Source organism: Streptomyces sp. NPDC007907 (assembly GCF_042959365.1).
GTDB classification, from domain to species: Bacteria; Actinomycetota; Actinomycetes; order Streptomycetales; family Streptomycetaceae; genus Streptomyces; species Streptomyces indiaensis.
This window is the reverse complement of sequence record NZ_JBIBKR010000006.1, coordinates 143,433-168,178: the sequence shown is the minus strand read 5'-3', so window position 1 is coordinate 168,178 and position 24,746 is coordinate 143,433. Positions and strand designations below refer to the sequence as shown.

At 72.2% G+C, this 24,746-nt stretch carries 21 protein-coding genes; 12 read left to right on the top strand and 9 right to left on the bottom strand.

Annotation, left to right across the window (positions count from 1 at the left end):
* Positions 1-59: 59 nt before the first annotated feature.
* Positions 60-335 (top strand): dsRBD fold-containing protein, encoded by a 276-nt coding sequence (locus tag ACFZDI_RS25205; protein WP_391253414.1) that lies wholly within the window; start codon positions 60-62, stop codon positions 333-335.
* Here the strand turns inward: ACFZDI_RS25205 and ACFZDI_RS25200 are convergent.
* The 6 genes from ACFZDI_RS25200 to ACFZDI_RS25175 form a co-directional block, all read right to left on the bottom strand.
* Positions 332-1,522 carry a serine hydrolase gene (locus ACFZDI_RS25200; protein ID WP_391253412.1) on the bottom strand — a complete coding sequence of 397 codons (1,191 nt, stop codon included), beginning with the start codon at positions 1,520-1,522 and terminating at the stop codon, positions 332-334. The genes ACFZDI_RS25205 and ACFZDI_RS25200 overlap by 4 nt on opposite strands.
* Before the next feature lie 43 nt (positions 1,523-1,565).
* Positions 1,566-2,012, bottom strand: coding sequence for an organic hydroperoxide resistance protein (locus tag ACFZDI_RS25195; protein WP_234847893.1), 447 nt, complete (start codon positions 2,010-2,012; stop codon positions 1,566-1,568).
* A 102-nt stretch (positions 2,013-2,114) separates the two neighbouring features.
* On the bottom strand, positions 2,115-2,576 hold the full coding sequence (locus tag ACFZDI_RS25190; protein WP_234847892.1) for a MarR family winged helix-turn-helix transcriptional regulator: 462 nt from the start codon (positions 2,574-2,576) through the stop codon (positions 2,115-2,117).
* A gap of 10 nt (positions 2,577-2,586) precedes the next feature.
* Positions 2,587-3,354, bottom strand: coding sequence for an ATP-binding cassette domain-containing protein (locus ACFZDI_RS25185; RefSeq protein WP_391253409.1), 768 nt, complete (start codon positions 3,352-3,354; stop codon positions 2,587-2,589).
* Entirely contained in the window at positions 3,342-4,103 is a 762-nt protein-coding gene (gene cbiQ, locus ACFZDI_RS25180; RefSeq protein ID WP_234847890.1) for a cobalt ECF transporter T component CbiQ, read from the bottom strand. Before cbiQ ends, ACFZDI_RS25185 begins: the two co-directional genes overlap by 13 nt.
* 1 nt (position 4,104) lies before the next feature.
* On the bottom strand, positions 4,105-5,169 hold the full coding sequence (locus tag ACFZDI_RS25175) for an energy-coupling factor ABC transporter permease (protein WP_234847889.1): 1,065 nt from the start codon (positions 5,167-5,169) through the stop codon (positions 4,105-4,107).
* Positions 5,170-5,336: 167 nt separating this feature from the next.
* Between ACFZDI_RS25175 and ACFZDI_RS25170 the strand changes: the two genes are divergently transcribed.
* On the top strand, positions 5,337-5,702 hold the full coding sequence (locus ACFZDI_RS25170) for an SsgA family sporulation/cell division regulator (protein WP_234847888.1): 366 nt from the start codon (positions 5,337-5,339) through the stop codon (positions 5,700-5,702).
* A 40-nt stretch (positions 5,703-5,742) separates the two neighbouring features.
* On the opposite strand, the gene ACFZDI_RS25165 is transcribed toward ACFZDI_RS25170, so the two are convergent.
* The 3 genes from ACFZDI_RS25165 to ACFZDI_RS25155 all read right to left on the bottom strand — a co-directional run bounded on the left by ACFZDI_RS25165 (position 5,743) and on the right by ACFZDI_RS25155 (position 11,014).
* Positions 5,743-7,410 (bottom strand): penicillin-binding transpeptidase domain-containing protein, encoded by a 1,668-nt coding sequence (locus ACFZDI_RS25165; protein ID WP_234847887.1) that lies wholly within the window; start codon positions 7,408-7,410, stop codon positions 5,743-5,745.
* Positions 7,411-7,506: 96 nt separating this feature from the next.
* On the bottom strand, positions 7,507-9,141 hold the full coding sequence (locus tag ACFZDI_RS25160) for a penicillin-binding transpeptidase domain-containing protein (protein ID WP_391253406.1): 1,635 nt from the start codon (positions 9,139-9,141) through the stop codon (positions 7,507-7,509).
* Positions 9,142-9,265: 124 nt separating this feature from the next.
* The gene (locus tag ACFZDI_RS25155; protein WP_391253404.1) at positions 9,266-11,014 is read right to left on the bottom strand and encodes a phospholipid carrier-dependent glycosyltransferase; all 1,749 of its coding nucleotides are present in this window, start codon (positions 11,012-11,014) and stop codon (positions 9,266-9,268) included.
* Positions 11,015-11,124: 110 nt separating this feature from the next.
* Here ACFZDI_RS25155 and rsmI point away from each other — a divergent pair, with 110 nt between their 5' ends.
* The 10 genes from rsmI to ACFZDI_RS25105 all read left to right on the top strand — a co-directional run bounded on the left by rsmI (position 11,125) and on the right by ACFZDI_RS25105 (position 24,623).
* The gene (gene rsmI, locus ACFZDI_RS25150) at positions 11,125-11,973 is read left to right on the top strand and encodes a 16S rRNA (cytidine(1402)-2'-O)-methyltransferase (protein WP_361117661.1); all 849 of its coding nucleotides are present in this window, start codon (positions 11,125-11,127) and stop codon (positions 11,971-11,973) included.
* A 372-nt stretch (positions 11,974-12,345) separates the two neighbouring features.
* Positions 12,346-12,774 (top strand): hypothetical protein, encoded by a 429-nt coding sequence (locus ACFZDI_RS25145; protein WP_391253402.1) that lies wholly within the window; start codon positions 12,346-12,348, stop codon positions 12,772-12,774.
* 79 nt (positions 12,775-12,853) lie between these two features.
* Positions 12,854-13,744, top strand: coding sequence for a TatD family hydrolase (locus tag ACFZDI_RS25140; protein WP_391253400.1), 891 nt, complete (start codon positions 12,854-12,856; stop codon positions 13,742-13,744).
* Positions 13,745-13,886: 142 nt separating this feature from the next.
* Positions 13,887-15,341 carry a ubiquitin-like domain-containing protein gene (locus ACFZDI_RS25135; RefSeq protein ID WP_391253398.1) on the top strand — a complete coding sequence of 485 codons (1,455 nt, stop codon included), beginning with the start codon at positions 13,887-13,889 and terminating at the stop codon, positions 15,339-15,341.
* Positions 15,342-15,379: 38 nt separating this feature from the next.
* Positions 15,380-16,270 (top strand): 16S rRNA (adenine(1518)-N(6)/adenine(1519)-N(6))-dimethyltransferase RsmA, encoded by an 891-nt coding sequence (gene rsmA, locus ACFZDI_RS25130; RefSeq protein WP_234850626.1) that lies wholly within the window; start codon positions 15,380-15,382, stop codon positions 16,268-16,270.
* Positions 16,267-17,187 (top strand): 4-(cytidine 5'-diphospho)-2-C-methyl-D-erythritol kinase, encoded by a 921-nt coding sequence (locus tag ACFZDI_RS25125; protein WP_234850625.1) that lies wholly within the window; start codon positions 16,267-16,269, stop codon positions 17,185-17,187. The genes rsmA and ACFZDI_RS25125 overlap by 4 nt, the downstream gene beginning before the upstream one ends.
* Before the next feature lie 422 nt (positions 17,188-17,609).
* On the top strand, positions 17,610-18,824 hold the full coding sequence (locus tag ACFZDI_RS25120; RefSeq protein ID WP_391253394.1) for a HEAT repeat domain-containing protein: 1,215 nt from the start codon (positions 17,610-17,612) through the stop codon (positions 18,822-18,824).
* A 71-nt stretch (positions 18,825-18,895) separates the two neighbouring features.
* Positions 18,896-20,707 carry an ATP-binding cassette domain-containing protein gene (locus tag ACFZDI_RS25115; RefSeq protein WP_391253392.1) on the top strand — a complete coding sequence of 604 codons (1,812 nt, stop codon included), beginning with the start codon at positions 18,896-18,898 and terminating at the stop codon, positions 20,705-20,707.
* 192 nt (positions 20,708-20,899) lie between these two features.
* Positions 20,900-22,660, top strand: a complete 1,761-nt coding sequence (locus ACFZDI_RS25110) for a PQQ-binding-like beta-propeller repeat protein (RefSeq protein WP_391253390.1) — start codon at positions 20,900-20,902, stop codon at positions 22,658-22,660.
* 64 nt (positions 22,661-22,724) lie between these two features.
* Positions 22,725-24,623, top strand: coding sequence for a PQQ-binding-like beta-propeller repeat protein (locus ACFZDI_RS25105; RefSeq protein WP_391253388.1), 1,899 nt, complete (start codon positions 22,725-22,727; stop codon positions 24,621-24,623).
* The last annotated feature ends 123 nt before the right edge of the window (positions 24,624-24,746 follow it).

Sequence of the window (24,746 nt, the reverse complement as noted above, 5' to 3'; positions counted from 1 at the left end):
GGGTGCGTCCGGCCGGTGGGAGGAGCACCCTGGAACTAAGCGTTCCGGAGGTGATCGTCATGATGCACACCACCGTGGGGTGGCACGTCGAGATGGAGTTCACGGAGGACGACCAGCACACGCGCGCGGCCGCGATGGTCCGCCTTCCCGACGGCAGCGAGGTACGGGCGCACGGGCACGCCAGCCGGCACCGGACCGACGCGAATCAGCCGCGGGTCGGGGAGGAGATCGCCGGCGCGAGGGCGCTGAACGAACTCGCCATGCAGCTGCTGACCAAGGCCCACGACGAGATCGACCAGGCCTCCGGGCGGACCTCCCACCCGATCCACGTCTAGCGGTTGCCGGAGGCCACCGCGGACCGCAGCCCCAGCACTCCCCGCACCGCCCGCACCAGTCCCTGCGCCCTCGGGTCGGCCGTCACCGTCTTGCGGAAGCCGTTGGTGACGTAGCCGAAGGCGATCCCGGTCTCCGGGTCGGCGAACCCGAGGGCGCCCCCGCGGCCGGGGTGGCCGAAGGAACCCGGGGTGAGGAACGGCGAGGCGCTGCCGTGCAGCATGTAGCCGAGGCCGAAGCGGGTGCCGACCACCAGGACCCGGTCCGGGCCCGCCGACTCCTCGGCCCGGGCCAGTTCCACCGTCTCCGGTGTGAAGAGGCGCGTGGCGGCGGTCGTGTCGCCGATCAGCGCCGCGTAGAAGCGGGCCAGTCCCTCCGCCGTCGCCATGGCGTTCGTCGCGGGGAGGGCGGCGGCCCGGTAGGCGGGGTCGTTCTGGTCCGGGAACGGGGAGATCGCGGCGAACGCCCGGCGCGTGAGGGAGGCCGGGTCCTCGTAGGCCTCGGTGACCGAGCGCTTCGGGCGGGCCCGCAGTCCGCCGGTCGGCTCGGCTCCCTCGACGCGGCCCACACGTCCGACCCGGCCGGCCTCCGACTCCGGCAGGCCGAGCCACAGGTCCAGCCCGAGCGGGCCGGTGACCTGCGAGGCGAGCCATTGGCCGGTGCTCTGCCCGGTCACGCGCCGCACCAGTTCGTCGACCAGCCAGCCATAGGTGAGCGCGTGGTAGCCGTGGTCGGTGCCGGGCTCCCACGTCGGGGCCTGCGCGGCGACCGCCTCCGGGCCCCGCAGCGGGTCGAGCGCCTCCTGCGGGGTGAGCGGCCGGTCGAGCACCGGCAGCCCGGCGCGGTGGTTCAGCACGTGCCGGACCAGCACCCGCTCCTTGCCCTGCGCCTTGAACTCCGGCCAGTAGTGCCCCACCGGCGCGTCCAGGTCCAGCTGCCCGCGCTGGTGCAGCAGCAGGAGGACGGCCGCGGCGACACCCTTCGTCGCCGAGCGCACGACCTGGGCGGTGCCGCGTTCCCACGGAGCCGTGCCGTCGACGTCCCTGGTGCCGCCCCACAGGTCGACGACCTTCTGCCCGTCCCGGTAGACGGCGACCGCCGCGCCCCGGTCCCCGAGCGTCGCGAAGTTCCGTACGAACGCGTCCCTCACCGGCTCGAAGCCCTCGGCCACTGTGCCGTGCACGTCCACGCCCGTACTCCTCGTCTCGCCGCTGTGCTCGTGGTGCTCCCCTCTAGCCAAGCAGGATGGTCACGTCGATGTTCCCGCGGGTCGCGTTCGAGTACGGGCACACCTCGTGGGCCGCGTCCACCAGCCGGGTCGCCAGCTCCGCGTCGACGACCGGCAGCGAGACGCTGAGGGCGACCGCGAGGCCGTAGCCGCGCTGCCGGTTCGGGCCGATGCCGACCTTCGCGGCGACCGTGGAGCCGGTCAGGTCGTAGCCCTCGCGGTTGCCGACGAGGATCAGGGCGTTGTGGAAGCAGGCGCTGTAGCCGGCCGCGAAGAGCTGTTCCGGGTTGGTGCCGTTGCCGTCGCCGCCGAGCTGCGGGGGCATGGCGACCTTGAGGTCGAGCTGACCGTCCTGGCTGGTCACATAGCCCTCACGGCCGCCGTGGGCGGTGGCCTCCGCCACGAACATGATCTTCGTCGGGCGGGTGTCGACGTCGGGGCCGTCGGTCATGCTGTCCTCCCCCGGAACCAAGTGCGCACAAACACATCGTGCACAAGGTACTGGCCGGTAACCGACCTGTCATACTAGGGGGTATGCAACCGGGGGTAACCCTCAGCGGGCCCGGGCCGCCGCCGACTCCGCCCGCTCGGCCAGCCGCCACAGCTCCGCCCTCAGCCGCCCGGCCTCCGTGCCGTCGAAGCCGGTCGCCGTGAGCAGCGCGCCGGGCACCCGCGCCGCCCGCTCCCGGAGTTCCTCCCCGCGTCCGGTCACGGCCACCAGCACCGACCGCTCGTCCCGCGCCGACCGCTCACGCCGGATCAGACCGGCCGCCTCCAGCCGCTTCAGCAGCGGCGAGACCGTGCCGTAGTCCAGATGCAGGGCCGCCGCCAGGTCCTTGACCGTGGTCTCGCCGCGCTCCCACAGGACCAGCAGGACCAGGTACTGGGGGTAGGTGAGGCCCAGCTCGTCGAGGAGCGGGCGGTAGGCCGCCGTCACCGCGCGCTGCGCGGCGTACAGCGCGAAGCACAGCTGCTCGTCCAGCAGCAGCGATCCGTCGCTCTCCTCGTTCGTCACGAGCCCATTGTCACGGACGGGCCGCGGCCGCCGGGACGGAACGCGGATCGAAACCGAACGGCAGCTCCAGACGGTGGGCCCGCATCAGCTCCTCGTCCGAGAGCAGCTCGCCGGTCGGCCCGTCGGCCGCGATCACCCCGTCGCTGAGGACCAGGGAACGCGGGCACAGCTCCAGGGCGTACGGCAGGTCGTGCGTGACCATCAGCACGGTCACGTCCAGGGACCGCAGGATGTCCGCCAGTTCGCGGCGGGAGGCCGGGTCGAGGTTGGACGACGGCTCGTCCAGGACGAGGATCTCCGGCTCCATCGCCAGTACGGTCGCGACGGCCACCCGGCGGCGCTGCCCGAAGGACAGGTGGTGCGGCGGGCGGTCCTTGAACTCCGCCATGCCGACCCGCTCCAGCGCCCGGTCCACCCGCTCCTCCAGCTCGGGCCCCTTCAGCCCGGCCGCCGCCGGCCCGAACGCCACGTCCTCGCGGACCGTCGGCATGAAGAGCTGGTCGTCCGGGTCCTGGAAGACGATGCCGACCCGGCGCCTGACCTCGGCCATGTTCCGCTTGTCCACGGGCAGCCCGGCCACCGTCACCGTGCCGGCGCCTCCGGTCAGGATGCCGTTGAGGTGCAGCACCAGCGTCGTCTTGCCCGCACCGTTCGGCCCGAGCAGCGCGACCCGCTCGCCGCGCCCGACCGAGAAGTCGACGCCGAAGAGGGCCTGGTGTCCGTCGGGGTAGGCGAAGGCGAGGCCGGAGACCTCCAGGGAAGCAGTCACAGGGTCCATCCCAGCAGACAGACGAGCAGCGCGGCGCAGGGGAGGGCGAGGGCGTACGACCACTGCGCCCGGGACGCGGTCACCTCGTCGATGACGGGCATCGTGCCGGCGTAGCCGCGGCTGACCATGGCCAGGTGCACGCGCTCGCCGCGCTCGTAGGAGCGGATGAACAGCGCGCCCGCCGACTGGGCGAGCACGCCCCAGTGCTTGACGCCCTTCGCCTCGAAGCCGCGCGACTCCCGGGCGATCCGCATCCGCCGCATCTCGTCGGTGATGACGTCGCCGTAGCGGATCATGAAGGACGCGATCTGCACGAGGAGCGGCGGGAGCTTCAGGCGCTGCAGACCGAGGAGCAGTTCGCGCAGCTCGGTCGTGGCGGCCAGCAGCACCGAGGCCGCGACGCCGAGGGTGCCCTTGGCGAGCACGTTCCAGGCGCCCCACAGGCCGTTCACGCTCAGGGACAGGCCGAGGACCTCGACCCGCTCGCCCTCCGCCACGAACGGCATGAGCACCGCGAACGCGACGAACGGCACCTCGATCAGCAGCCGCCTGAGCAGGAAGCCGGCGGGCACGCGCGCGGCGTACGCGACGGCCCCGAGCAGCACGGCGTACAGCCCGAACGCCCACATCGCCTCGCGCGGCGTCGACACCACGACCACCACGAAGGCGAACACGGCCGCGAGCTTGGTGTGCGGTGGCAGGCCGTGCACGGGCGAGTGCCCGTGCCGGTACAGCTTGTGCGCGTGCCCGGCTCCCACGTCACACGCTCGTCATGCTCGTGGTGCCCGACGGGGAGGCGTCGTCCGTGCGGCGACGGCGCACCGCCCAGAACACACCGGTGCCCGCGACGACCGTGACCCCCACGCCGATGACACCCGCCAGCCCCCCGGACAGACGGGCGTCGTCGACGTCCTTGACGCCGTAGTCGGCGAGCGGGGAGTCGGCCGTGGCGTGCTCCTCGGCCTTCTTGTCGATGCCGTGGTCGCCGGCGACCTTCTCCAGGCCGTCGGGGCTCGCCGAGGCGTAGAAGCTGACGAAACCGGCCAGCACGAGGGAGGTGACCAGACCCGCCGCCCACACCGTGCGCTGCGAGGTCCGGGCGGCCGCGGGGGCGGGCTCGGGCCGTACGCCGGGCGCGTCGACCAGCTCGCCGTTCACCCGCAGCTTGAGCTTCTGTGTCAGACCGCGCGCCCCGTACACCAGGTCCGGGCGCACGGCGATGACCGCGCCGACGGTCAGCGCGGTGATCACGGCCTCGCCGATGCCGATCAGGACGTGCACGCCGACCATGGCGGTGGCGACCTTGCCGATCGAGACGTCGGTGGTGCCGCCGATCGCGTACATCAGGGTGAAGGTCAGCGCGGCGGCCGGGACGGAGACCACGGCGGCGACGAAGGAGGCCACGGTGACCGACCGGCGGGTGCGCGGCAGCACCTTCACCAGGCCCCGGAAGAGGGCGTAGGCGACGACCGTCGTGACGATCGCCATGTTGGTGATGTTGACGCCGAGCGCGGTCAGCCCGCCGTCCGCGAAGAGGATGCCCTGCATCAGCAGGACGACGGAGACGCACAGGACGCCCGTACAGGGGCCGACGAGTATCGCCGCCAGCGCCCCGCCGAGCAGATGGCCGCTGGTGCCCGCCGCGACGGGGAAGTTCAGCATCTGCACGGCGAAGATGAACGCCGCGACCAGTCCGGCCAGCGGCGCCGTGCGCTCGTCGAGTTCGCGGCGCGCCCCGCGCAGGCTCACGGCGACGGCGCCCGCGGCGATCACGCCGGTGGCGGCGGAGGTGGGCGCGTTGATGAATCCGTCAGGTACATGCACCGTTCGATGATGTGGCTTGATGCGAACGATTTGCAAGAGCGGGCAGCTCGTTTTATCTCACGCGTGATATATGCGCCTCCACGGGCGCAATCCGGAAAATATGCGACATTGGAGAGGAGTGGACGCACGGTTTCCACTCGGATTGCGCACGGTGAAGGGGCTGTCCGATGTCCGTAGTCGAGCAGTACGCGAGAGCCCACATCGTCTCGGACGCGGCCGTCCAGCTCGTCGACGAGCTGGAGGCGGTTCCGGTCAGACTGCGCTACGACCCCGACCACGACCCCCGGAAAATGCGCATGGCGCTGCCCGGCGCCGGCGCAGGCGAGTGGACCTTCGGCCGCGAGCTGCTGGAGGAGGGCTTGCGGGCTCCCACCGGGAGCGGCGAGGTGCGGGTGTGGCCGTGCGGCCGGGTGCAGGTCGTGGTGGAGTTCCACTCCGCGCAGGGCGTGTCGGTGGTGCAGTTCGAGCGGCAGGCGCTGCTGCGGTTCCTGCGGCGGACGTACATGGCCGCCGCGGAACCCGTGACGCACTGACCCCTGCCTGCGGCCCTGGGCGCCCTGCCGACCCGGGTGCTCAGCCGCCCGTCTTGAGCAGCGCCGCCACGATCGGGCCCGCCGTCGAGCCGCCGTGCCCGCCCTGCTGGACCACGCCCGCGGCGGCCAGGTCGCCCCGGTAGGCCGTGAACCAGCCGTTCGGCTTCTTCTGCCCGTCGACCTCCGCGGACCCGGTCTTCGCGCCGACGTCACCGCCGACCCCGGCCATCGCCTCGGCGGCCGTGCCGTACGCAGCCGTATACGACATCAGCTCCCGCAGCTGCGAGAGGGTGCCCGCCGGCAGGGTGCGCGAGGCCTTCGCCAGCTTGCGTCCGTCCACGTCCGGCGAGACCAGGTAGGGCTGGCGGAAGGTGCCGGACTTGACCGTCGCCGACACCGACGCCATGTTCAGCGGGTTCATACGGACCCCGCCCTGCCCGATCAGCGAGGCGCCCATCTGGGCCGCCGACTGCACCGGCACCGCGCCGTCGAAGGACGGCACACCGATCGCCCAGTTGTTCAGCCCCAGGCCGAACACCTGCTGGGCCTCCTTGGTCAGGTCGTCGTCCTTCAGCTTCGGGGCCTGGCTGATGAAGGCCGTGTTGCAGGACCGGGCGAAGCTCGCCTTGAAGGTGCCGTTCTTGATCTCGAACTTGTCGTCGTTCTGGAACTTCCAGTGGCCGTACGTGAAGTACTTCGGGCACGGGTGCTTCTTGTCCGCCGAGGCCAGGCCCTTCTCCAGCAGCAGCGAGGAGGTGATGACCTTCATCGTGGAGCCGGGGGCCAGGGAGCCCTGGAAGGCGGTGTTGAAGCCGGGGGAGGCGTTGGCCGCGGCCAGGATCTCGCCGGTCGACACCCGCAGCAGGACCACCGACGACCGGGCCTTCTTCGCGACCTGCTGCTCGGCCGCCTTCTGCAGAGCGGGGTCCAGCGTCGTCTTCACCGTGCCGGGCGTGCCCTCGCTCAGCTCCACCAGGGTCTTGTCGGACAGGTCCTTCGCCTTGGCGGCCTTGCCGCGCACGACCCGCAGCTCGATACCGGCCTTGCCGCCGGCCTCCTTGCCGTACTTCTCGCGCAGCCCGTCCAGGACCGGGCCGAGGGAGGGGAACTTCTTGGTGGTCAGTTCGCCGCCGTCCCGGTCGAGGGCCTTGACCGGGGGTGTGCCCGACGCGCCGGTGACCAGCGTGTCGCCGTCCTTCAGATCCGGGTGGACGACGGCGGAGTGCCAGTCGATCAGCGGCTTTCCGTCGCTCGGACGGCGCACCATGGTCAGGGAACTGCTGTACGCCAGCGGCTTCTCGGTGTCCTCGTACGACACCTTGGCGCTGGCGTGGAACGGGATCTTGTCGCCCTCGGGCATGCCGGCGGTGAGGGCGAGGTCCTTGATGCGGGCGTCCTTGGTGTAGCCGGTGAGCAGGGACGTCGCCGCCGCCGGGTCGTCGGTGACCGCGGCGGCCCGGGCGACCTTGCCCGACTGCCAGGCGGTGAGGAAGGCCTGCGCGGTCTCGGTGACCTCGGTCGCCGACAACGGGCCGGTCTTGACCTTGGGCTTGTGGTCCGCGGCCCGCGTCCCGTCGTCGGCGGCGGCACCGCCGCCGAACAGCGCGTAGGCACCGGCGCCGCCGCCCGCGACGACCACGGCGATCATCCCGCCGATCACGGCGGGTCTCGTCTTCCGTCGCTCGGCGACGCGCCTTCTGTTGCCCACTGCTGTTCTTTCCTCCGCTAATCCCCAGGGTCCCCGTTGCCCTCAGACGTCCCAACGACGGCCACCACCCTAGAGTCCCGTCCCGGGAAGGTGAGATCAGCCACCTGTTCGTAGCACGGCTGCGACAATCGGCCCGGCCGCGTCGCCGCCGTGGCCGCCCTCCTCGGTCATGGCCGCCGCCGCGACGTCGCCCCGGAAGCCGGTGAACCAGCTGTTGGACTTGGCGTTGCCGTCCACCTCGGCGGAACCGGTCTTGGCGCCGATGTCCCCGCCGATTCCGCGCATGGCCTCCATGGCGGTGCCCTGCGTGGCCGTGAGCCGCATCATCTGCTTGAGCTGGGCGGCGGTGCCCGACCGCAGGCCCTCGGCCTGCGCCAGCTCCCGGCCGTCCAGCTTCGGCGAGACGAGGTAGGGCTGGCGGAAGGCGCCGGTGATGGCGGTCGCGGTGACCGAGGCCATGTTCAGCGGGCTCATCTGGACCTGCCCCTGCCCGATGGCGCCCGCCGCCCGGTCCGGGCCGTCGACCGCGGGCACGCTGCCGTCGAAGGAGACGATGCCCGTCTTCCAGTCGTCCCGCCCCAGCCCGAAGCGGTCCTCGGCCTCCCGGGCCAGCGAGGCGTCCGTGAGCGGCTTCTCGTCGATCAGCTTGATGAAGGCGGTGTTGCAGGACCGCATGAAGCTGTCGGCCAGGGTGGCGTTCTCGTTGGGCTTCAGGCCCGTCAGGTTCTTGAACGTCTGGCTCTGCCACACGGCGGTGTCGGGGCAGGGCGCCGGGCCGTTCATCGTGGTCACGCCGTTGTCGATGAGCATCGCGGCGGTGATGATCTTCATCGTGGAGCCGGGGGCGGCCTGGCCCTCGAAGGCCGCGTTGAAGCCGTCCGTGCGGTGGTTGGCCACGGCCAGGACCTCGCCGGTGCTGGGCTTGACGGCCACCACCGACGACTGGGCGAACCGCTTGACCGCCTTCTCGGCCGCCGCCTGCGCGCTCGGGCTGATCGTGGTGGTGAGCTTGCCCGGCTTGCCCTTGGCGAGGGTCAGCAGCGGGGTGTCGGGAGCGCCGTCGCCTTCGTGCCGGACGACCAGCTCGATCCCGGGGGTGCCGCCGGCCTCCTCGCCGTACTTGTCGCGCAGGGCGTCCAGGACCGGGCCGAGCGAGGGGTACTTCTCCTTCGTCAGCTCGGAGCCGTCGCGGCCGACCGCCTCGATGGGCGGGGTGGCCGACTGCTCGGTGACGAGGGTGTCGTCCTTCCGCAGCTCGGGATGCACGACGGACGGTCGCCAGTCGACCAGCGCCCGTCCGGTGGTCAGTCCGCGTACGACCTTCAGCTCGCTCCGATAGCTCAGCGGCTCGGACTTCCCGTCGTAGACCACCTTCGCCTTCACGGCGTACGGCACGGTCGTGCCCTTCGCCGGGCCCGGCGTGATCTTCACATCGGTGATGTGCGCGTCGTCGGCGAAGGCGGAGAGCAGCCGCTCGGCGGCCGCGTCGTTGTCGGTGTACGACGCGGCCTTCGCGGACGCGCCCGTCTGCCAGGCCTTGAAGAAAGCGGTAGTGGTCTCCTTGACCTCGTCCTTGCCGGGCGGTCCCGTCCGCTTCCCCGCGGCGACCCCGTCCGTGCCGCCCCCGTCACCGCCCAGCGCGCTCACGATGTTGAAGGCGCCGTACCCGGCCCCGCCCACCATCACCGCGAACACGCCGCCTATGACGGCGGCCTTGATCCCCTTGCCCATCGGGCCCTCCCCGTTGAGCCTTCCGCGCTCCTTTGAACGCGTTCAGAAAGCTCGATCCCGGGAGCACTTTATGCGCAAGCGGTTACCGACCGGCCAGGCATTTCGATTTTTGACCGAACACCGATCAGACCCACGTGTCCAGCCACATCCGCGACCGCCAGTCGTCGATCGGGATGGCCTGGCCGGTGTACAGCGGCCAGAAATAGATGAAGTTCCAGGTGATCAGCAGGACCAGGACGCCCGCGGCCGTGGCGCCCGCGACGCGGCGGGTGTCGGTGGAGCGGGGCGGGCCGATGATCGCGCCGAGCAGCATCGCCACCGCCAGACACAGGAACGGCAGGAAGACGACGGCGTAGAAGAAGAAGATCGTGCGCTCCTGGTACATGAACCAGGGCAGGTAGCCGGCCGCGATGCCGCAGGCGATGGCACCGGCGCGCCAGTCGCGGCGGAAGAACCAGCGCCACAGCACGTAGAGGACCGCGAAACAGGCGACCCACCACAGCAGCGGCGTGCCGAGCGCGAGGACCTCACGGGCGCACTTCTCGCCCGCGTCGGCGGGGCAGCCGTCCTTGCCGGGGGCCGGGGACTCGTAGAAGTACGACACCGGGCGGCCCAGGACGAGCCAGCTCCACGGGTTGGACTGGTACGTGTGCGGCGACGACAGGCCGACGTGGAACTCGTACACCTGGTGCTCGTAGTGCCACAGGCTGCGCAGCCAGTCGGGCAGGAACGTCCAGCTGCCGCCCTTGCCGCTGGTCGCGGCCCAGTTGCGGTAGTAGCCGCCGGAGCCGTTCGTCGCGGAGAGGATCCAGCCGGTCCAGGACAGCAGGTAGGTGACCAGGGCGACCGGGACCGTGGCGAGGAACGCCAGGCCCGTGTCCCGCCTGAGGACCGCCGAGTACGGGTGCCGCGCACCGGCGACCCGCCGCGAACCGACGTCCCACACCACCGCCATCAGGCAGAACGCGGCCAGGATGTAGAGGCCGTTCCACTTCGTGCCGATGGCCAGGCCCAGCATCAGGCCCGCCGCCCAGCGCCAGGGGCGCCGGCCCAGCCGGGCCGTCTCCGCCGTGTGCCGGTCGGGCCGGGCCCGGCCGTCCTCGTCCAGCGGCAGCGCGGCGGCGAGCCTCGCCCGGGCCCGGTCCCGGTCGACCAGCAGACAGCCGAACGCGGCCAGCACGAAGAACATCAGCACGCCGTCGAGCAGCGCCGTGCGGCTCATCACGAAGTGCAGCCCGTCCACCGCCATCAGCGCGCCCGCGAGGCACCCGAGGAAGGTGGAGCGGAACAGCCGGCGGCCGATCCGGCACAGCAACAGCACGGACAGCGTCCCGAGCAGCGCGGTCATGAACCGCCAGCCGAAGGGGTCGAGCCCGAACATCAGCTCGCCGAGCCCGATGACGTACTTGCCCACCGGCGGGTGCACCACGTACGCCGCGTCCGACGGCAGCGTGACGTGGCCGCCCGACGACAGGATCAGGTCGTTGGCGTTCTTGTCCCAGTTGAGCTCGAACCCGCGGTGGACCAGCGCCCACGCGTCCTTGGCGTAGTACGTCTCGTCGAATATCACCGCCCTGGGGCTGCCCAGGTTCCAGAACCGCAGCACCCCCGCGAGCAGGGTCACGAGCAGCGGGCCGATCCAGCCCGACCAGCGCACCAGCCGGACCGCGAGCGGGTGCGGGACGCCGAGCGCCGCCCACAGGCGCGGGGAGGGCTCGGTGTACGGCGGCACCAGGCGGTCACGGACGTCGCGGGCGTCGCTACCGGGCTGCCCCTGGTAGCCGAAGCGGCGCAGCCGCTGCTGCCAGGACGGCCGCTGGTCGAGCGGCGTCCGGCCCTGGCGGGTGTCCGTGGAGGATGCGGTACTGGTCACCGCGCCATCGTAGGGAACCGTTCTGTGTGAGTCCCGTGCATGGCCGTTTGCGTCCGCATCGTCCGCCCCTGGGAGGAGTCCGCACCCGCCGCCCCTGGGAGGATGGGGGCGTGATCGGAACCCTCGTACTCGCAGGCACCCCCATCGGCGACATCGCGGACGCCCCGCCCCGGCTCGCCGAGGAACTGGCCGGAGCCGACGTCGTCGCAGCCGAGGACACGCGGCGGCTGCGCCGGCTGACCCAGGCGCTCGGCGTCACGCCGAAGGGCCGGGTGGTGTCGTACTTCGAGGGCAACGAGTCCGCCCGGACACCGGAACTGGTGGAGGAGCTGGTGGGCGGCGCCCGTGTGCTGCTCGTCACGGACGCGGGCATGCCCTCGGTGTCCGACCCGGGGTACCGGCTGGTCGCCGCTGCGGTCGAGCGGGACGTGCGGGTCACCGCCGTGCCCGGGCCGTCCGCGGTCCTCACCGCGCTCGCGCTGTCCGGGCTCCCCGTCGACCGGTTCTGCTTCGAGGGGTTCCTGCCGCGCAAGGCGGGGGAGCGGCTGGGGCGGCTGCGGGAGGTCGCCGAGGAGCGGCGGACGCTCGTCTACTTCGAGGCTCCCCACCGGCTCGACGACACGCTGTCGGCCATGGCGGAGGTGTTCGGGGCCGAGCGGCGGGCGGCGGTGTGCCGGGAGCTGACCAAGACGTACGAGGAGGTCCGGCGGGGCGGGCTCGGGGAGCTGGCCGCGTGGGCCGCGGAGGGCGTCCGCGGGGAGATCACCGTCGTGGTCGAGGGCGCGCCGGAGAAGGGGCCCGAGGAGATCGGTCCGGAGGAACTCGTGCGGCGGGTCCGGGTGCGGGAGGAGGCGGGGGAGCGGCGCAAGGAGGCGATCGCCGCGGTGGCGGTGGAGGCCGGGGTGCCGAAGCGGGTGGTGTTCGATGCCGTGGTCGCTGCGAAGAACGCGGCGGGGTGACCGGGTTCGGGATGGGGCTCCGGTTGCCTTGCGGGGTGCGGGGTGCGGGGTGCGGGGTGCGGGGTGCGGGGTGCGGGGTGCGGGGTGCGGGTTGATGGGGGTTGATCGCGCCCGCGGCGGAGCCGCACATGGATGCGGACCCGCGCCCCTGACAGGCGCTTCCCGCGAGGGCGCTGAACACCCTCTGAGCAGGGCGCTTTTCGTTTGAGCGGGCGCCCCATGCGGGGGCAAAGCGCAAGGGGCGCAGGGGCAAGGGACGCCCAAATCGGGGCCAATAGTCGACAGGTCGGCTGCCATCGGTCCGCCCGAGGAGTCCACTGGGTTGCGGGGACGGCATCGTCCTCACGCCACAGCGGACCAACAGGAGCTGGCATGAGTGAGATCGCAGGGCAGACCGGGCTCCGCGCCGGTGCGACCGCAGTCGTCAACGAGTCCTACTCCTTCGCCTGCATGCGATGCGGGCACGGCTGGGAGCAGTCGTACGAGATAGAGCACCACACGGACGCCGCGGGGCACGAGTTCGTCCTCTACGTCGCGGACGGCAAGGTGGTCCCCTCCCCACTGAGCAAGCCCGAGTGCCACAACTGCGACAGCCACGTCGTGCGGATCATGCGGCCCGGGCGGGTCGCCTCGGCGCGCGACGCGGCCCATCGGCCCCGGCCCGTGCCACCGCCCGCCGGGCCCGTGGAGGCGCCCACCGCCGATGCCGAGGCCGCGGCGACGGCCGACCAGGAGCAGCGCGAACCCCACCACTGGCACCTGTCCGATCTGCTGCACCCCTTCCAGCGCAAGGCGATCTGACCCGTCCGGCTCCCCTTGTCGACGCCCTCCCCGGTCCTCCCCCACCGGGAGGGCGTCGCCCCTTTCGTAGGATCGGGGCATGCCTTCGAACGCCTCCGGCCGCCAGGACAAGAACGCGGCCCCGCCCCTTCCGGAGCCCCTGCGGGTGCCGGTCGCCGACTCCCACACCCACCTGGACATGCAGTCCGGCACGGTCGAGGAGGCACTGGCGAAGGCGGCGTCGGTCGGGGTGACGACGGTCGTGCAGGTCGGCTGCGACCTCAAGGGCTCGCGGTGGGCCGCGGAGACGGCGGCCGCGTACGACGCCGTCCACGCCACGGTCGCCCTGCACCCGAACGAGGCACCCCGCATCGTGCACGGCGACCCCGACGGGTGGTCGCGGCAGGGCGCCCGCGCACCCGGCGGGCAGGCAGCCCTGGACGACGCGCTCGCCGAGATCGACCGGCTCGCCGCGTTGCCCCAGGTCAAGGGCGTCGGCGAGACGGGCCTCGACTACTTCCGCACCGGGCCCGAGGGCAAGGAGGCGCAGGAGCGGTCGTTCCGCGCCCACATCGAGATCGCCAAGCGGCACGGCAAGGCCCTGATCATCCACGACCGCGAGGCCCACGCGGACGTCCTGCGCGTGCTGAAGGAGGAGGGCGCCCCCGAGCGGACCGTCTTCCACTGCTACTCCGGCGACGCCGAGATGGCCGAGATCTGCGCGAGCGCGGGTTACTTCATGTCCTTCGCCGGCAACGTCACCTTCAAGAACGCCCAGAACCTGCGGGACGCGGTGGCGGTGGCCCCGCCGGAGCTCCTCCTCGTGGAGACGGACGCGCCCTTCCTCACCCCCGCCCCCTACCGCGGGCGGCCCAACGCCCCCTACCTCGTGCCGATCACGGTGCGGGCCATGGCCGAGGTGCGCGGCGTCGACGAGGACACGCTGTCCACGGCCCTCGGCGCCAACACGGCGCGCGCGTTCGGCTACTGACCCGCCCGCGCACCCGCCGCCCACCGGCACCGTACGACTGTACGTAGTCGCGTCGCTTTGGAGAGTGACGACCGCTCCGCTAGGTTCTGGGGGCCCGATCCGGACCCCTCTGGACCCCCTCCGGCCCCTGGAGCGCGTCGGCGTGAGCAACTCCCGGTACGAGACGTACGAGACGTACAAGACGTACGAGCCCTACGGAACGTACGAGGCATGCGAGACCTATGCGACGGCGTACGAGGCGTATGAGGCGTACGGCCCCGCCTACGCCGCCGGCCCGGTGTACGGCGGGGTCGACCTGTCGCCGGCCGATCTGCACAGCGCCGAGACCCTCGCCTACGGGACGCCCGCGCCGCACGGCGCCTACGGGGACACCTACCGGCCCGCCTACGAGGCGCCGACCCCGCCCGCACTGCCCCGGCAGGGCGCCCCGTACGGCGGGTCCGCCCGCACCGGCTCGCACCGCAGGTCCGCGCGCCGGCGCAGGGCGCGCTACGCCGAGCGCCCGGACAGCCCCATGCGACGGCTGCTCCCGCAGGCCCTCGTCGTCGCCTTCCTGGCCGGCGGCACCACGGCGTTCGTCGCCGAGGACAAGGCGATCGAGCTCAACGTCGACGGCAAGGCCCGCACCCTGCACACCTTCGCCGACGACGTCACCGAGCTGCTCGTCGAGGAGGGCGTCGAGATCGGCCCCCACGACGTGGTCGCGCCCGGCCCCGAAACGCGGATCAGCAGCGGCGACGAGATCGCCGTGCGCTACGCCCGCCCCGTGCGGCTGACCCTCGACGGACACCGCCGCGAGGTCTGGACGACCGCCCGCACGGTGGCGGGAGCGCTGCGACAGCTCGGCGTACGGCAAGAGGGCGCGTACATGTCCACCTCAGGATCGCGGCGCATCGGACGTGAGGGGCTCGCGCTGGACGTGCGCACCGAGCGCACGGTCACGCTCATGGCGGACGGCCGCGCCCGCACCGTCCGCACCAACGCGGCGACCGTCCGGGAGGCCGTCGAGGAGGCCGGGATCACCCTGCGCGGCCAGGACACCACCTCGGTCCCGCAGGGCAGCTTCCCGCGCGACGGGCAGACCGTGACGGTGCTGCGCATCACCGGCGGCAAGGAGGTCCGCGAGGAGCAGATCCCGTTCCCGGTGCGGCGGACGGACGACCCGGCCCTGTTCCGCGGCACCGAGGTGGTGGAGCGGGCCGGCGAGCCCGGCCTGCGCCGGATCACGTTCTCCCTGCGCACGGTCAACGGCGTCCGGCAGAAGCCGCGCCGGATCGGGTCCGAGGTGGTGCGCGAGCCGCGCCCGCAGATCGTGAAGGTCGGCACCAAGCCGCGCCCGGCGTCCGTGCGGGGCGCCGACCACCTCGACTGGCAGGGCCTCGCGGCCTGCGAGTCCGGCGGACGGCCCGACGCGGTCGACTCCTCGGGCACCCATGGCGGCCTCTACCAGTTCGACACCCGCACCTGGCACGCCCTCGGCGGCCGGGGCCGCCCCCAGGACGCCCCGGCGGCCGAGCAGACGTACCGGGCGAAGAAGCTCTACGTGCGCCGCGGCGCCGACCCGTGGCCGCACTGCGGGGAACGGCTGCGCGGGTAGCGGAACCCGGCCCGGAAACCCCCCGTACCCTTGTCCCCGTGACCAGCAGCCCCACCCCCGACGCCCTCCTGGGCCCCGCCGACGTCCGCGAACTCGCGGCAGCCCTCGGCGTACGCCCGACCAAGCAACGCGGACAGAACTTCGTGATCGACGCGAACACCGTGCGCCGCATCGTCCGCACCGCACAGGTCCGCCCCGACGACGTGGTCGTCGAGGTCGGCCCGGGGCTCGGGTCGCTCACCCTCGCGCTGCTGGAGGCCGCGGACCGGGTCACGGCGGTGGAGATCGACGATGTGCTCGCCGGCGCGCTGCCCGCGACCGTCACGGCCCGCATGCCCGAGCGCGCCGACCGGTTCGCCCTGGTCCACTCGGACGCCCTGCACGTCACCGAGCTGCCGGGGCCCGCCCCGACCGCGCTGGTCGCCAACCTCCCCTACAACGTGGCCGTCCCGGTGCTGCTGCACATGCTCGACACCTTCCCGACCATCGAACGCACCCTCGTCATGGTCCAGGCGGAGGTCGCCGACCGGCTCGCCGCCCCGCCCGGCTCGAAGGTCTACGGCGTCCCCTCGGTCAAGGCCAACTGGTACGCCGAGGTCAAGCGCGCCGGTGCCATCGGGCGGAACGTGTTCTGGCCCGCGCCCAACGTCGACAGCGGCCTGGTCTCCCTGGTCCGCCGGAGCGAGCCGCTGAAGACGGCGGCCTCGAAGCGGGAGGTGTTCGCCGTCGTCGACGCGGCCTTCGCCCAGCGCCGCAAGACGCTGCGGGCCGCGCTCTCCGGCTGGGCCGGATCGGCCGCCGCCGCGGAGGAGGCCCTGGTCGCCGCCGGGGTCTCGCCGCAGGCCCGGGGCGAGTCGCTGACCGTGGAGGAGTTCGCGCGGATCGCCGAGCACAAGGCGAACCGGCACCAGGAGAAGGAGACCGCGTGAGCGTCACGGTCCGCGTCCCGGCCAAGGTCAACGTCCAGCTGGGGGTCGGCGCCGCCCGTCCCGACGGCTACCACGACCTCGCCAACGTCTTCCTCGCGGTCGGCCTCCACGACGAGATCACCGTCACCCCGGCCGACGAACTGCGCGTCACCTGCGACGGCCCTGACTGCGACCAGGTCCCCCTGGACCGTACGAACCTGGCGGCGCGGGCCGCCGAGGCGCTGGCCGCACGGTACGGCCGCAGCCCCGGCGTCCACATCCACATCGCCAAGGACATCCCCGTCGCCGGCGGCATGGCCGGCGGCAGCGCGGACGGCGCCGGCGCCCTGGTGGCCTGCGACGCCCTGTGGGGGACCGGCGCCTCCCGGGACGAACTGCTCGACATCTGCGCGGAGCTGGGCAGCGACGTGCCGTTCAGCCTGGTCGGCGGGGCCGCCCTCGGCATCGGGCGGGGCGAGCAGCTGACGCCCCTGGAGGTCGGCGGCACCTTCCACTGGGTGTTCGCGATGGCCGGGCGGGGTCTGTCCACCCCGGCGGTGTTCCGGGAATTCGACCGGCTCGGCGAGGGCACGGACATCCCCGCTCCCGTCGCCTCCGGTGAACTCCTCGCCGCGCTCGCCAAGGGCGACCCGGACGCGCTCGCCGCGGCCGTCTCCAACGACCTCCAGCCCGCGGCCCTCTCCCTCTTCCCGGAACTGGCCGACACCCTGGCCACGGGCCGGGCCGCCGGTGCCCTCACCGCACTCGTCTCGGGCTCCGGCCCGACCACCGCCTTCCTGGTCCGGGGCCCGGAGTCGGCGGCCGCGGTGGCCCAGGCCCTGCTCACGTCGGGAACGTGCCGAACGGTCCGCACGGCGTCGGGCCCGGCGCCCGGGGCGACGGTCGTCGACGCCGCGGAGACGATCCCCGGGCGCTGACCACGCGCCTCGGCGCGGCTCCCGGACACCGCTCACCGGGCCCGGCTGACCACGCGCCTGGGCAACGACCTCGGGCATCGCTCACCGGCCAGGCTGACTCCGCCTGGGCAACGACCTCGGGCATCGCTCAGCGGCCCGGCTGACTCCGCGCCTGGGCAACGACCTCGGGCATCGCTCACCGGCCCGGCTGACTCCGCGCCTGGGCAACGACCTCGGGCATCGCTCACCGGCCCGGCTGACTCCGCGCCTGGGCAACGAGACCCCGGGCATCGCTCACCGGCCCGGCAGACCGCGCGCCTGGGCAACGAGACCTCGGGCATCGCTCACCGGCCCTGGCGACGGTCCCCGCGCGTTAATCACGTGCCCTGCGACGGCCGGCCGCCTAGGCTCCCCCAGTTGTTCGGACAAGGGGGAGCGCAGGCATGGAGGAACTGGTCGCGGCCGTGCGGTGCGGGGACGCTGACGTGGTCACGTCGCTGTTGGACGACGGGGCCGACCCCGACACCCTCGCGGAGGGCCTCCCGGTCCTCTGCCTGGCCGTGGCCGCGTTCGACACCGACGTGGCCGACGCGCTGCTGCAAGCCGGCGCCGACCCCCTGCGCCCGCTGCCCGACGGCAGCACCCCGCTGACGCGGGCGGTGGACGGCGGGTCGCACCTGATGACCCACGCGCTCGCCACCAGCCGGATCCCGCTCCCCGCACCGGCACGCGCGGACATGCTGGCCCGGGCCCGGCGGTGGGCCGATGCGGGCGCGGAGACCGAGCTGCGCCGCCTCACCGGCCTCACCGGGCCCATCGAGCGGACCCGGGTCGAGGACGACGAGATCGGCTGGTGGTGCGAGCAGCTCACGCTCGGCCCCGTGACCGTGCGCGACGAGCACCGGGCCGTCCTGACGTCCATGGAGGCCCTGTACGGCATCCGCACGCCCTTCGACGAACTGGTCGACCGGGCCCTCGCCCACCCCGACCGGGACCACGTCGTGTGGTGCGACGTCGTGTTCACGCTCGGCCGGCGGACCGACGAGGAGACCTGGCTGTGGAGCCGGGACCTGCTCAACCACCCCGACCGGCTGCACCGCCTGCTCGCCGCCGACCTCCTGCTGTCGCTGATCCTCGGAGACGTCGTCAAGGGCGGCCAGCCGTTCTGGGACCGAGGGCGGGAGCTGGTGCCCTGGGCGGAACAGGAGGAGGACCCGCAGGTGCTGGCGGTCCTCCTGCACGCGATGACCCACGACTGCGCCCCCGAGATCGAGGCCGTGGGGCTGTCGCACCTCACCCACCCGGATCCGAGGGTGCGCGCGCTGGTGCCGGAGACCGTGCACCGGCCCGAGAGCCTCACCACCGTGCTCACTCTGGCCCATGACGAGGACCCGGGCGTGCGCGAGGCCGTGTGCCGGTGGCTCGGGCACCACCGGGGGACCGAGCCCGAGGTGGGGGACGCCCTGGTCGCCCTCACCCATGACGAGCGTCAGGAGATCCGCATCTGCGCCGTGTCCGGGCTGGCCGGTCGCGACGATCCGCGCTGCGTGGAGGCCGAGCAGCGGATCGGCCCCGTCGACCCGCAGCAGCCCTTCGACGAGAGGCTGATGGACGTGTGGCGCTACCAGCGCCGCCGGGAGGCGGCGGAGGGCGGCTGACCGCCCCGGCCGGAGCACCCCCGCGCGCGACTACCCTGGAGGGTCGATCCATCCCCCTTGGCAGGAGAGTAATGGCCGTCAACCTGGTCAATGTCGAGAACGTCAGCAAGGTGTACGGCACCCGCGCCCTGCTCGACGGCGTCTCCCTCGGCGTCTCCGAAGGGGACCGCGTCGGTGTCGTGGGCCGCAACGGCGACGGCAAGACCACGCTCATCCGCATGCTCGCCAAGCAGGAGGACGCCGACAGCGGCCGGGTCACCCACTCCGGCGGGCTGCGTCTCGGCGTGCTCACCCAGCACGACTCCCTCGACCCCGAGGCCACCGTCCGCCACGAGGTCATCGGCGACATGGCCGACCACGAGTGGGCCGGCGACGCCAAGGTCAGGGACGTGCTCACCGGCCTGTTCGGCGGGCTCGACCTGCCGGGCTTCCCCAAGGGCCTGGACACCGTCATCGGCCCGCTCTCCGGCGGTGAGCGACGCCGCATCGCGCTGGCCAAGCTGCTCATCGAGGAGCAGGACCTGCTCGTCCTGGACGAGCCCACCAACCACCTCGACGTCGAGGGCATCGCCTGGCTGGCCCGCCATCTGCAGAAGCGCCGCTCGGCCCTCGTCTGCGTGACCCACGACCGGTGGTTCCTCGACCAGGTGTGCACACGCATGTGGGACGTCCAGCGCGGCGCGGTCTACGAGTACGAGGGCGGCTACTCCGACTACGTCTTCGCCCGGGCCGAGCGCGAGCGCATCGCCGCCACCGAGGAGGCCAAGCGGCAGAACCTCGTCCGCAAGGAGCTGGCCTGGCTGCGCCGCGGGGCACCCGCCCGCACGTCCAAGCCGCGCTTCCGCGTCGAGGCCGCCAACGAGCTCATCGCGGACGTACCGCCGCCCCGGGACAGCAGCGAGCTGATGAAGTTCGCCTCCACCCGGCTGGGCAAGACGGTGTTCGATCTGGAGGACGTCACCGTTCAGGCCGGCCCCAAGGTCCTGCTCAAGCACGTCACCTGGCAGCTCGGGCCCGGCGACCGGATCGGCCTGGTCGGCGTCAACGGCGCGGGGAAGACGTCGCTGCTGCGGGCCATGGCGCAGGCGGCCCGGACCGACGGCGAGGCCCAGCCGGCGGGCGGGAGCGTCCGCGTCGGCAAGACCGTCAAGCTCGCCTACCTCTCCCAGGAGGTCGCCGAACTCGACCCGAACACGCGCGTGCTGGAGGCCGTGCAGCAGGTGCGCGAGCGCGTCGACCTCGGCAAGGGGCGCGAGATGACCGCCGGGCAGCTGTGCGAGACGTTCGGCTTCGGCAAGGAGAAGCAGTGGACGCCCGTCGGCGACCTGTCCGGCGGTGAGCGCCGCAGGCTCCAGCTGCTGCGCCTGCTCATGGACGAGCCCAACGTCCTCTTCCTCGACGAGCCCACCAACGACCTCGACATCGAGACGCTGACGCAGCTGGAGGACGTCCTCGACGGCTGGCCCGGCTCGATGATCGTCATCTCCCACGACCGGTTCTTCATCGAGCGCACCACCGACCGCGTCTTCGCGCTGCTCGGCGACGGCGCGCTGCGCATGCTGCCGCGCGGTATCGAGGAGTACCTGGAGCGACGGCAGCGCATGGAGGAGGCCGCGGCCGCCTCGGCCCCCGCCGCCGCGCAACAGCAGTCCGCCGCCCCGGAGAAGAGCGCCGCCGACCAGCGCGCCGCCAAGAAGGAACTGCAGAAGATCGAGCGGCAGCTCGACAAGGTCTCCGAGAAAGAGACCAAGCTCCACAGCCAAATCGCCGAAAACGCCACGGACTTCGCGAAGGTGGCCGAACTGGATGCGGAGCTGCGGGAGTTGGCCGGCCAGCGCGAGGAGCTGGAGATGCGCTGGCTGGAACTCGCCGAAGACGCGTGAAGGGCGCGTGAAGACGCGTAACGGCGACATCACGGGCCGGTTCTCCCTTGGGAACAGGGGATGAGACGGCCCGCTCCGCTGTCGGAACGGAGTGATAGAAAGAGCCGTCTTAGAACTTTATGAAGCATCTCTGAGCCCCATGGGTAATTCAGGGTGTGGCTAAAAATCAGTGATCGAACGGGGGAGCCGCTGATGACTCAGCCGCCCAGTCAGCCACCGCACGGTGGCTTCGGAGCACCGCACAACCAGCCGCCGCAGGGCGGTGGTTACGGGGCACCGCAGACTCCGCCGGCGCCCCAGGGCCCGCCCCAGACGCCGCCGCCCCCGCAGGGCCCGCCGCAGCCCGGCTACGGCTACCCGCACCAGCCCGGTCCGTACGGGCAGCCGCAGCAGCCGGGCCCGTACAACCCCGGCCCCTACGGCCAGCCGCAGCAGCCGGGCCCGTACGGCCAGCCCGGGTACGGCTACCCGCAGCAGCCGCAGTACCCCGGCGCGCCGGGCACCCCGCCCGGGGGCGGCTCGAACAACCCCTTCAAGGGCAAGCCCGCGATGATCATCGCTGCCGCGGTCGCCGCGCTGCTCGTGGTCGGCGGCACCGTGTGGGCCGTCACCGGCGGTGACGACGGCAAGGGCAAGAAGAAGCCGGTCGCCCAGAAGACCGACGACCCCAAGCCCGGCTCCTCCGCACCGGTCAACCCCGGTGACGGCAGCGGCGACGGCGGCGAGGACCCGGAGGACCTCAACGCGGGCCGCCAGGCCGGCGAGGCCAAGGTCCTCTGGTACAAGGAGGCACCCGACGCGCCCGGTTCCGGCGCCGACGCCGACGGCATGTGGATCACCGGCAAGACCGCCGTGAAGGCCGCCTACAAGCAGCTCTTCGCCTACAACGTCGGTGACGGCAAGCCCACCTGGGACGCGATCACCTTCCCGCAGAAGATCTGCGCGACGACTCCGCAGAAGACCTCCGACGACAAGATCGTCGTCGCGTACATGAGCGGCGCGAGCGACCGCGCCAAGTGCAACCAGCTGCAGGAGATCGACCTCGCCACCGGCGAGAAGGGCTGGAAGGAGAAGGTCGCCGACGGCGCCCTGTTCGACTCCACGCTCTCCGTCGAACTGTCCATCACCGGCAAGACCCTGATGGTGGGCCGCTCCCAGTCGGGCACGGCGTACGACGTCACCAACGGCGACAAGCTCTTCGACAAGAAGAAGTACGGCAACGCCTGCTTCCCCGCCGCGTTCGCCGGCGGCGAGAAGCTGATCGCCGTCTCCTCCTGCGGGGCCGGCAGCGACAAGGAGCACGACGAGGTCCAGGAGCTCGACCCGAAGACCGGCAAGGCCAGGTGGACCCAGCCGTTCGACAAGGGCTGGCGGGTCGCGCGCACCTACTCGGTCAGCCCCCTGGTCGTGTACAGCACCAACGAGGACAAGAAGGCCTGGAACATCTCCACCTTCACCTCCGGCGGCAAGTTCCGCTCGCAGGTCGGCTTCGACGAGGACTTCGCCCCCGAGTGCGGCTGGGCCATCCTGGAGCGCGACCTCACGGGCTGCGAAGGCGTGGCGGTCGACGACAGCACGCTGTACCTGCCGACCGAGGCCACCTCCGGCGCCAACGAGATCGTCGCGGTCGATCTCGCCAACGGCAAGGAGAAGTGGCGTGTGAAGTCGCCCTCCGACGAATCGATGCTGCCGGTGAAGACCGAGGGCGGCAAGCTCATCGCCTACGTGGAGCCGTCGTACGACGCGGGCGGGCAGATCGTGTCCATCCCGATCGGCGGCGGCAGTCACAAGCCGTCCAGGCTGCTGCAGAACCCCGAGGGTGCCGCGGACGTCGAGGACAGCTTCTTCTCCAAGGACGTCGACTGGGTCGGCGGGCGCTTCTACATCTCGACGACCCGGCTGAGCGGGAACGACGACACGAAGGAGAAGTTGATGCTCGCCTACGGCAAGTGACTCCTCCTCCTTCTCCCTCCGCACCCTGTTCGTCGTCCGTCCCCTTCCCCGAGGTACCCACGTCATGACCCAGCCGCCGCCCCCGCCGCCCCAGCAGCCCCCGCAGGGGGGCGGCTTCGGCCCGCCCCCGGAGCAGCCGCCCGAGGACCAGCCGCCGCAGACCCCGCCGCCCGCGGCCGGGCCGAACCTCGGCAAGGCCCCGGAGCCGGGGTACGGCTACCCCCAGGCTCCGTCCACACCGCAGACGCCCCCGCAGACGCCTGCGCCCTCCGCTCCGCAGAACCTGCCCCAGCCCCCACAGGGTTACGGGTATCCGCAGGGTGCTCCGGCGCCCCAGCCTCCGCAGGCCCCGTCCGGTTACGGCTACCCCGGCCAGCAGCCGGGGCCCTACGGGCAGCCGCAGCAGGCGCCGTACGGGCAGCCGCAGGCGCCTTACGGCCAGCCCGGCTACGGGCAGCAGCCCGGCTACGGCTACCCGCAGCAGACCATGCCGCACCAGCCGCAGGCCGGACAGCCCGGTGGCAAGAAGCTCAACACGCAGCTGCTGATCATCGTCGCCGCGGTCGTGGCGATCGCCCTGATCATCGGCGGCGGCGTCTGGTACGCCTCGTCCGGCAAGGACGAGGGCAGGGAGAACGACACCGCCGGCCAGACCGGCGGCACCGGCGGCACGGACGACGACAACGGCGGCACCACCTCCGGCAAGGAGAAGGCACCGTCCGACCCCAGCGCCAAGGTCCTCTTCCAGGTCCCGGCGCCCGAGGTGAAGAACGACAGTACGGTCGTCGTCTCCGGCTCGTGGCTCACCGACAAGGCGTACGTCAAGAGCGGCATCGCCCAGATCGTCGGCTACGACCGCGACAAGGGCAGCGCGTTGTGGAAGCTGCCGCTGGCCGGCCCGGTCTGCCAGGCCAGCCGTCACGTCACCGACGACAACCTCACGGCCGTCCTGTACCAGCCGGCGATGCCCACCAAGGCCGACCCCTCGCACGGGTGCAGCCAGATCGCCCTCATCGACCTGGACGCCGGCAAGAGGCTGTGGACCAAGACGGTCAAGAGCGGCGACCAGCTGGTCAACTTCGACAACATCACGCTCAGCGGGAAGACCATCGCCGTTGGCAGCACCAGCGGCGGCGCCGCCTTCGACGTCTCCGGCAAGCAACTGTGGAGCCCGAAGCCGACCGACTCCTGCTACGACGCCGGCTACGGCGGCGGCGACAAGCTCGTCGCGGTGCGCAAGTGCGGCCCGTACGACCAGCGGCAGCTGCACATCCAGACCATCGACCCGAAGTCCGGGAAGGTGATCTCGGAGTACAAGATGACCGAGGGCATCGAGTACGCGAGCATCGTGTCGACCAACCCGCTGGTCGTGGCCGCCGACGTCGGCGACTCCGCGGGCGACGGCAGCGGCATCTCCGACTTCTTCTCCATCGACAGCAAGACCGGCAAGCTGCGCACGCGCATCTCCGCGCCGGGCGAGCAGTTCGCGGCCCGCTGCGAGGGCATCACCCGCGTCGAGGCGTGCAACCTGCTGGCCGTCGGCAACGACCGGCTGTACCTGCCCACCGAGGAGCACGACGGCACCGGCAAGTACAGCCAGACCAACGAGATCGTCGCCTTCGACCTCGCCACCGGCAAGCAGACCGGGCAGCGGGCCGACGCGGGCGACGGCTACACGATCTCGCCGCTGCGCATGGACGGCGGCAACCTGATCGCGTACAAGCGTCCCCCCTACGACAAGGGCGGACAGGTCGTGAGCATCGCCGGGGGCAGCTTCAAGGAGACGACGCTGCTGCAGAACCCCGCGACGGACTCGGTCCGCGACGTGGAGACCAGCATGTCGCCGGAGTACTCCGAGTTCCTGTACGCCGACGGGCACCTTTACATGTCCAAGGTGTACGCGAGCAAGCGGTCGACGGTTCGGGACAAGGAGTACCTCGCGGTCGGCTTCGGCACGGGCTGATCGTTCCGACCGGGCTCGGACCGCGCTCTGACCGGGTACTGACCGGTTCTTGATCGACTGGTGGCTGATGTGGCCCCGTCCCTGTTCAGGGGCGGGGCCACAGCTGTTGAGCGCGGTCAATCA

Bases quoted from the DNA above. Each gene is read 5' to 3' on its own strand.
- ACFZDI_RS25205 (WP_391253414.1), top strand. From the start codon at position 60: ATGATGCACACCACCGTGGGGTGGCACGTCGAGATGGAGTTCACGGAG.
- ACFZDI_RS25195 (WP_234847893.1), bottom strand. From the start codon at position 2,012: ATGACCGACGGCCCCGACGTCGACACCCGCCCGACGAAGATCATGTTC.
- ACFZDI_RS25185 (WP_391253409.1), bottom strand. From the start codon at position 3,354: ATGGACCCTGTGACTGCTTCCCTGGAGGTCTCCGGCCTCGCCTTCGCC.
- ACFZDI_RS25170 (WP_234847888.1), top strand. From the start codon at position 5,337: ATGTCCGTAGTCGAGCAGTACGCGAGAGCCCACATCGTCTCGGACGCG.
- ACFZDI_RS25160 (WP_391253406.1), bottom strand. From the start codon at position 9,141: ATGGGCAAGGGGATCAAGGCCGCCGTCATAGGCGGCGTGTTCGCGGTG.
- ACFZDI_RS25145 (WP_391253402.1), top strand. From the start codon at position 12,346: ATGAGTGAGATCGCAGGGCAGACCGGGCTCCGCGCCGGTGCGACCGCA.
- ACFZDI_RS25140 (WP_391253400.1), top strand. From the start codon at position 12,854: ATGCCTTCGAACGCCTCCGGCCGCCAGGACAAGAACGCGGCCCCGCCC.
- ACFZDI_RS25120 (WP_391253394.1), top strand. From the start codon at position 17,610: ATGGAGGAACTGGTCGCGGCCGTGCGGTGCGGGGACGCTGACGTGGTC.
- ACFZDI_RS25115 (WP_391253392.1), top strand. From the start codon at position 18,896: ATGGCCGTCAACCTGGTCAATGTCGAGAACGTCAGCAAGGTGTACGGC.
- ACFZDI_RS25110 (WP_391253390.1), top strand. From the start codon at position 20,900: ATGACTCAGCCGCCCAGTCAGCCACCGCACGGTGGCTTCGGAGCACCG.
- ACFZDI_RS25105 (WP_391253388.1), top strand. From the start codon at position 22,725: ATGACCCAGCCGCCGCCCCCGCCGCCCCAGCAGCCCCCGCAGGGGGGC.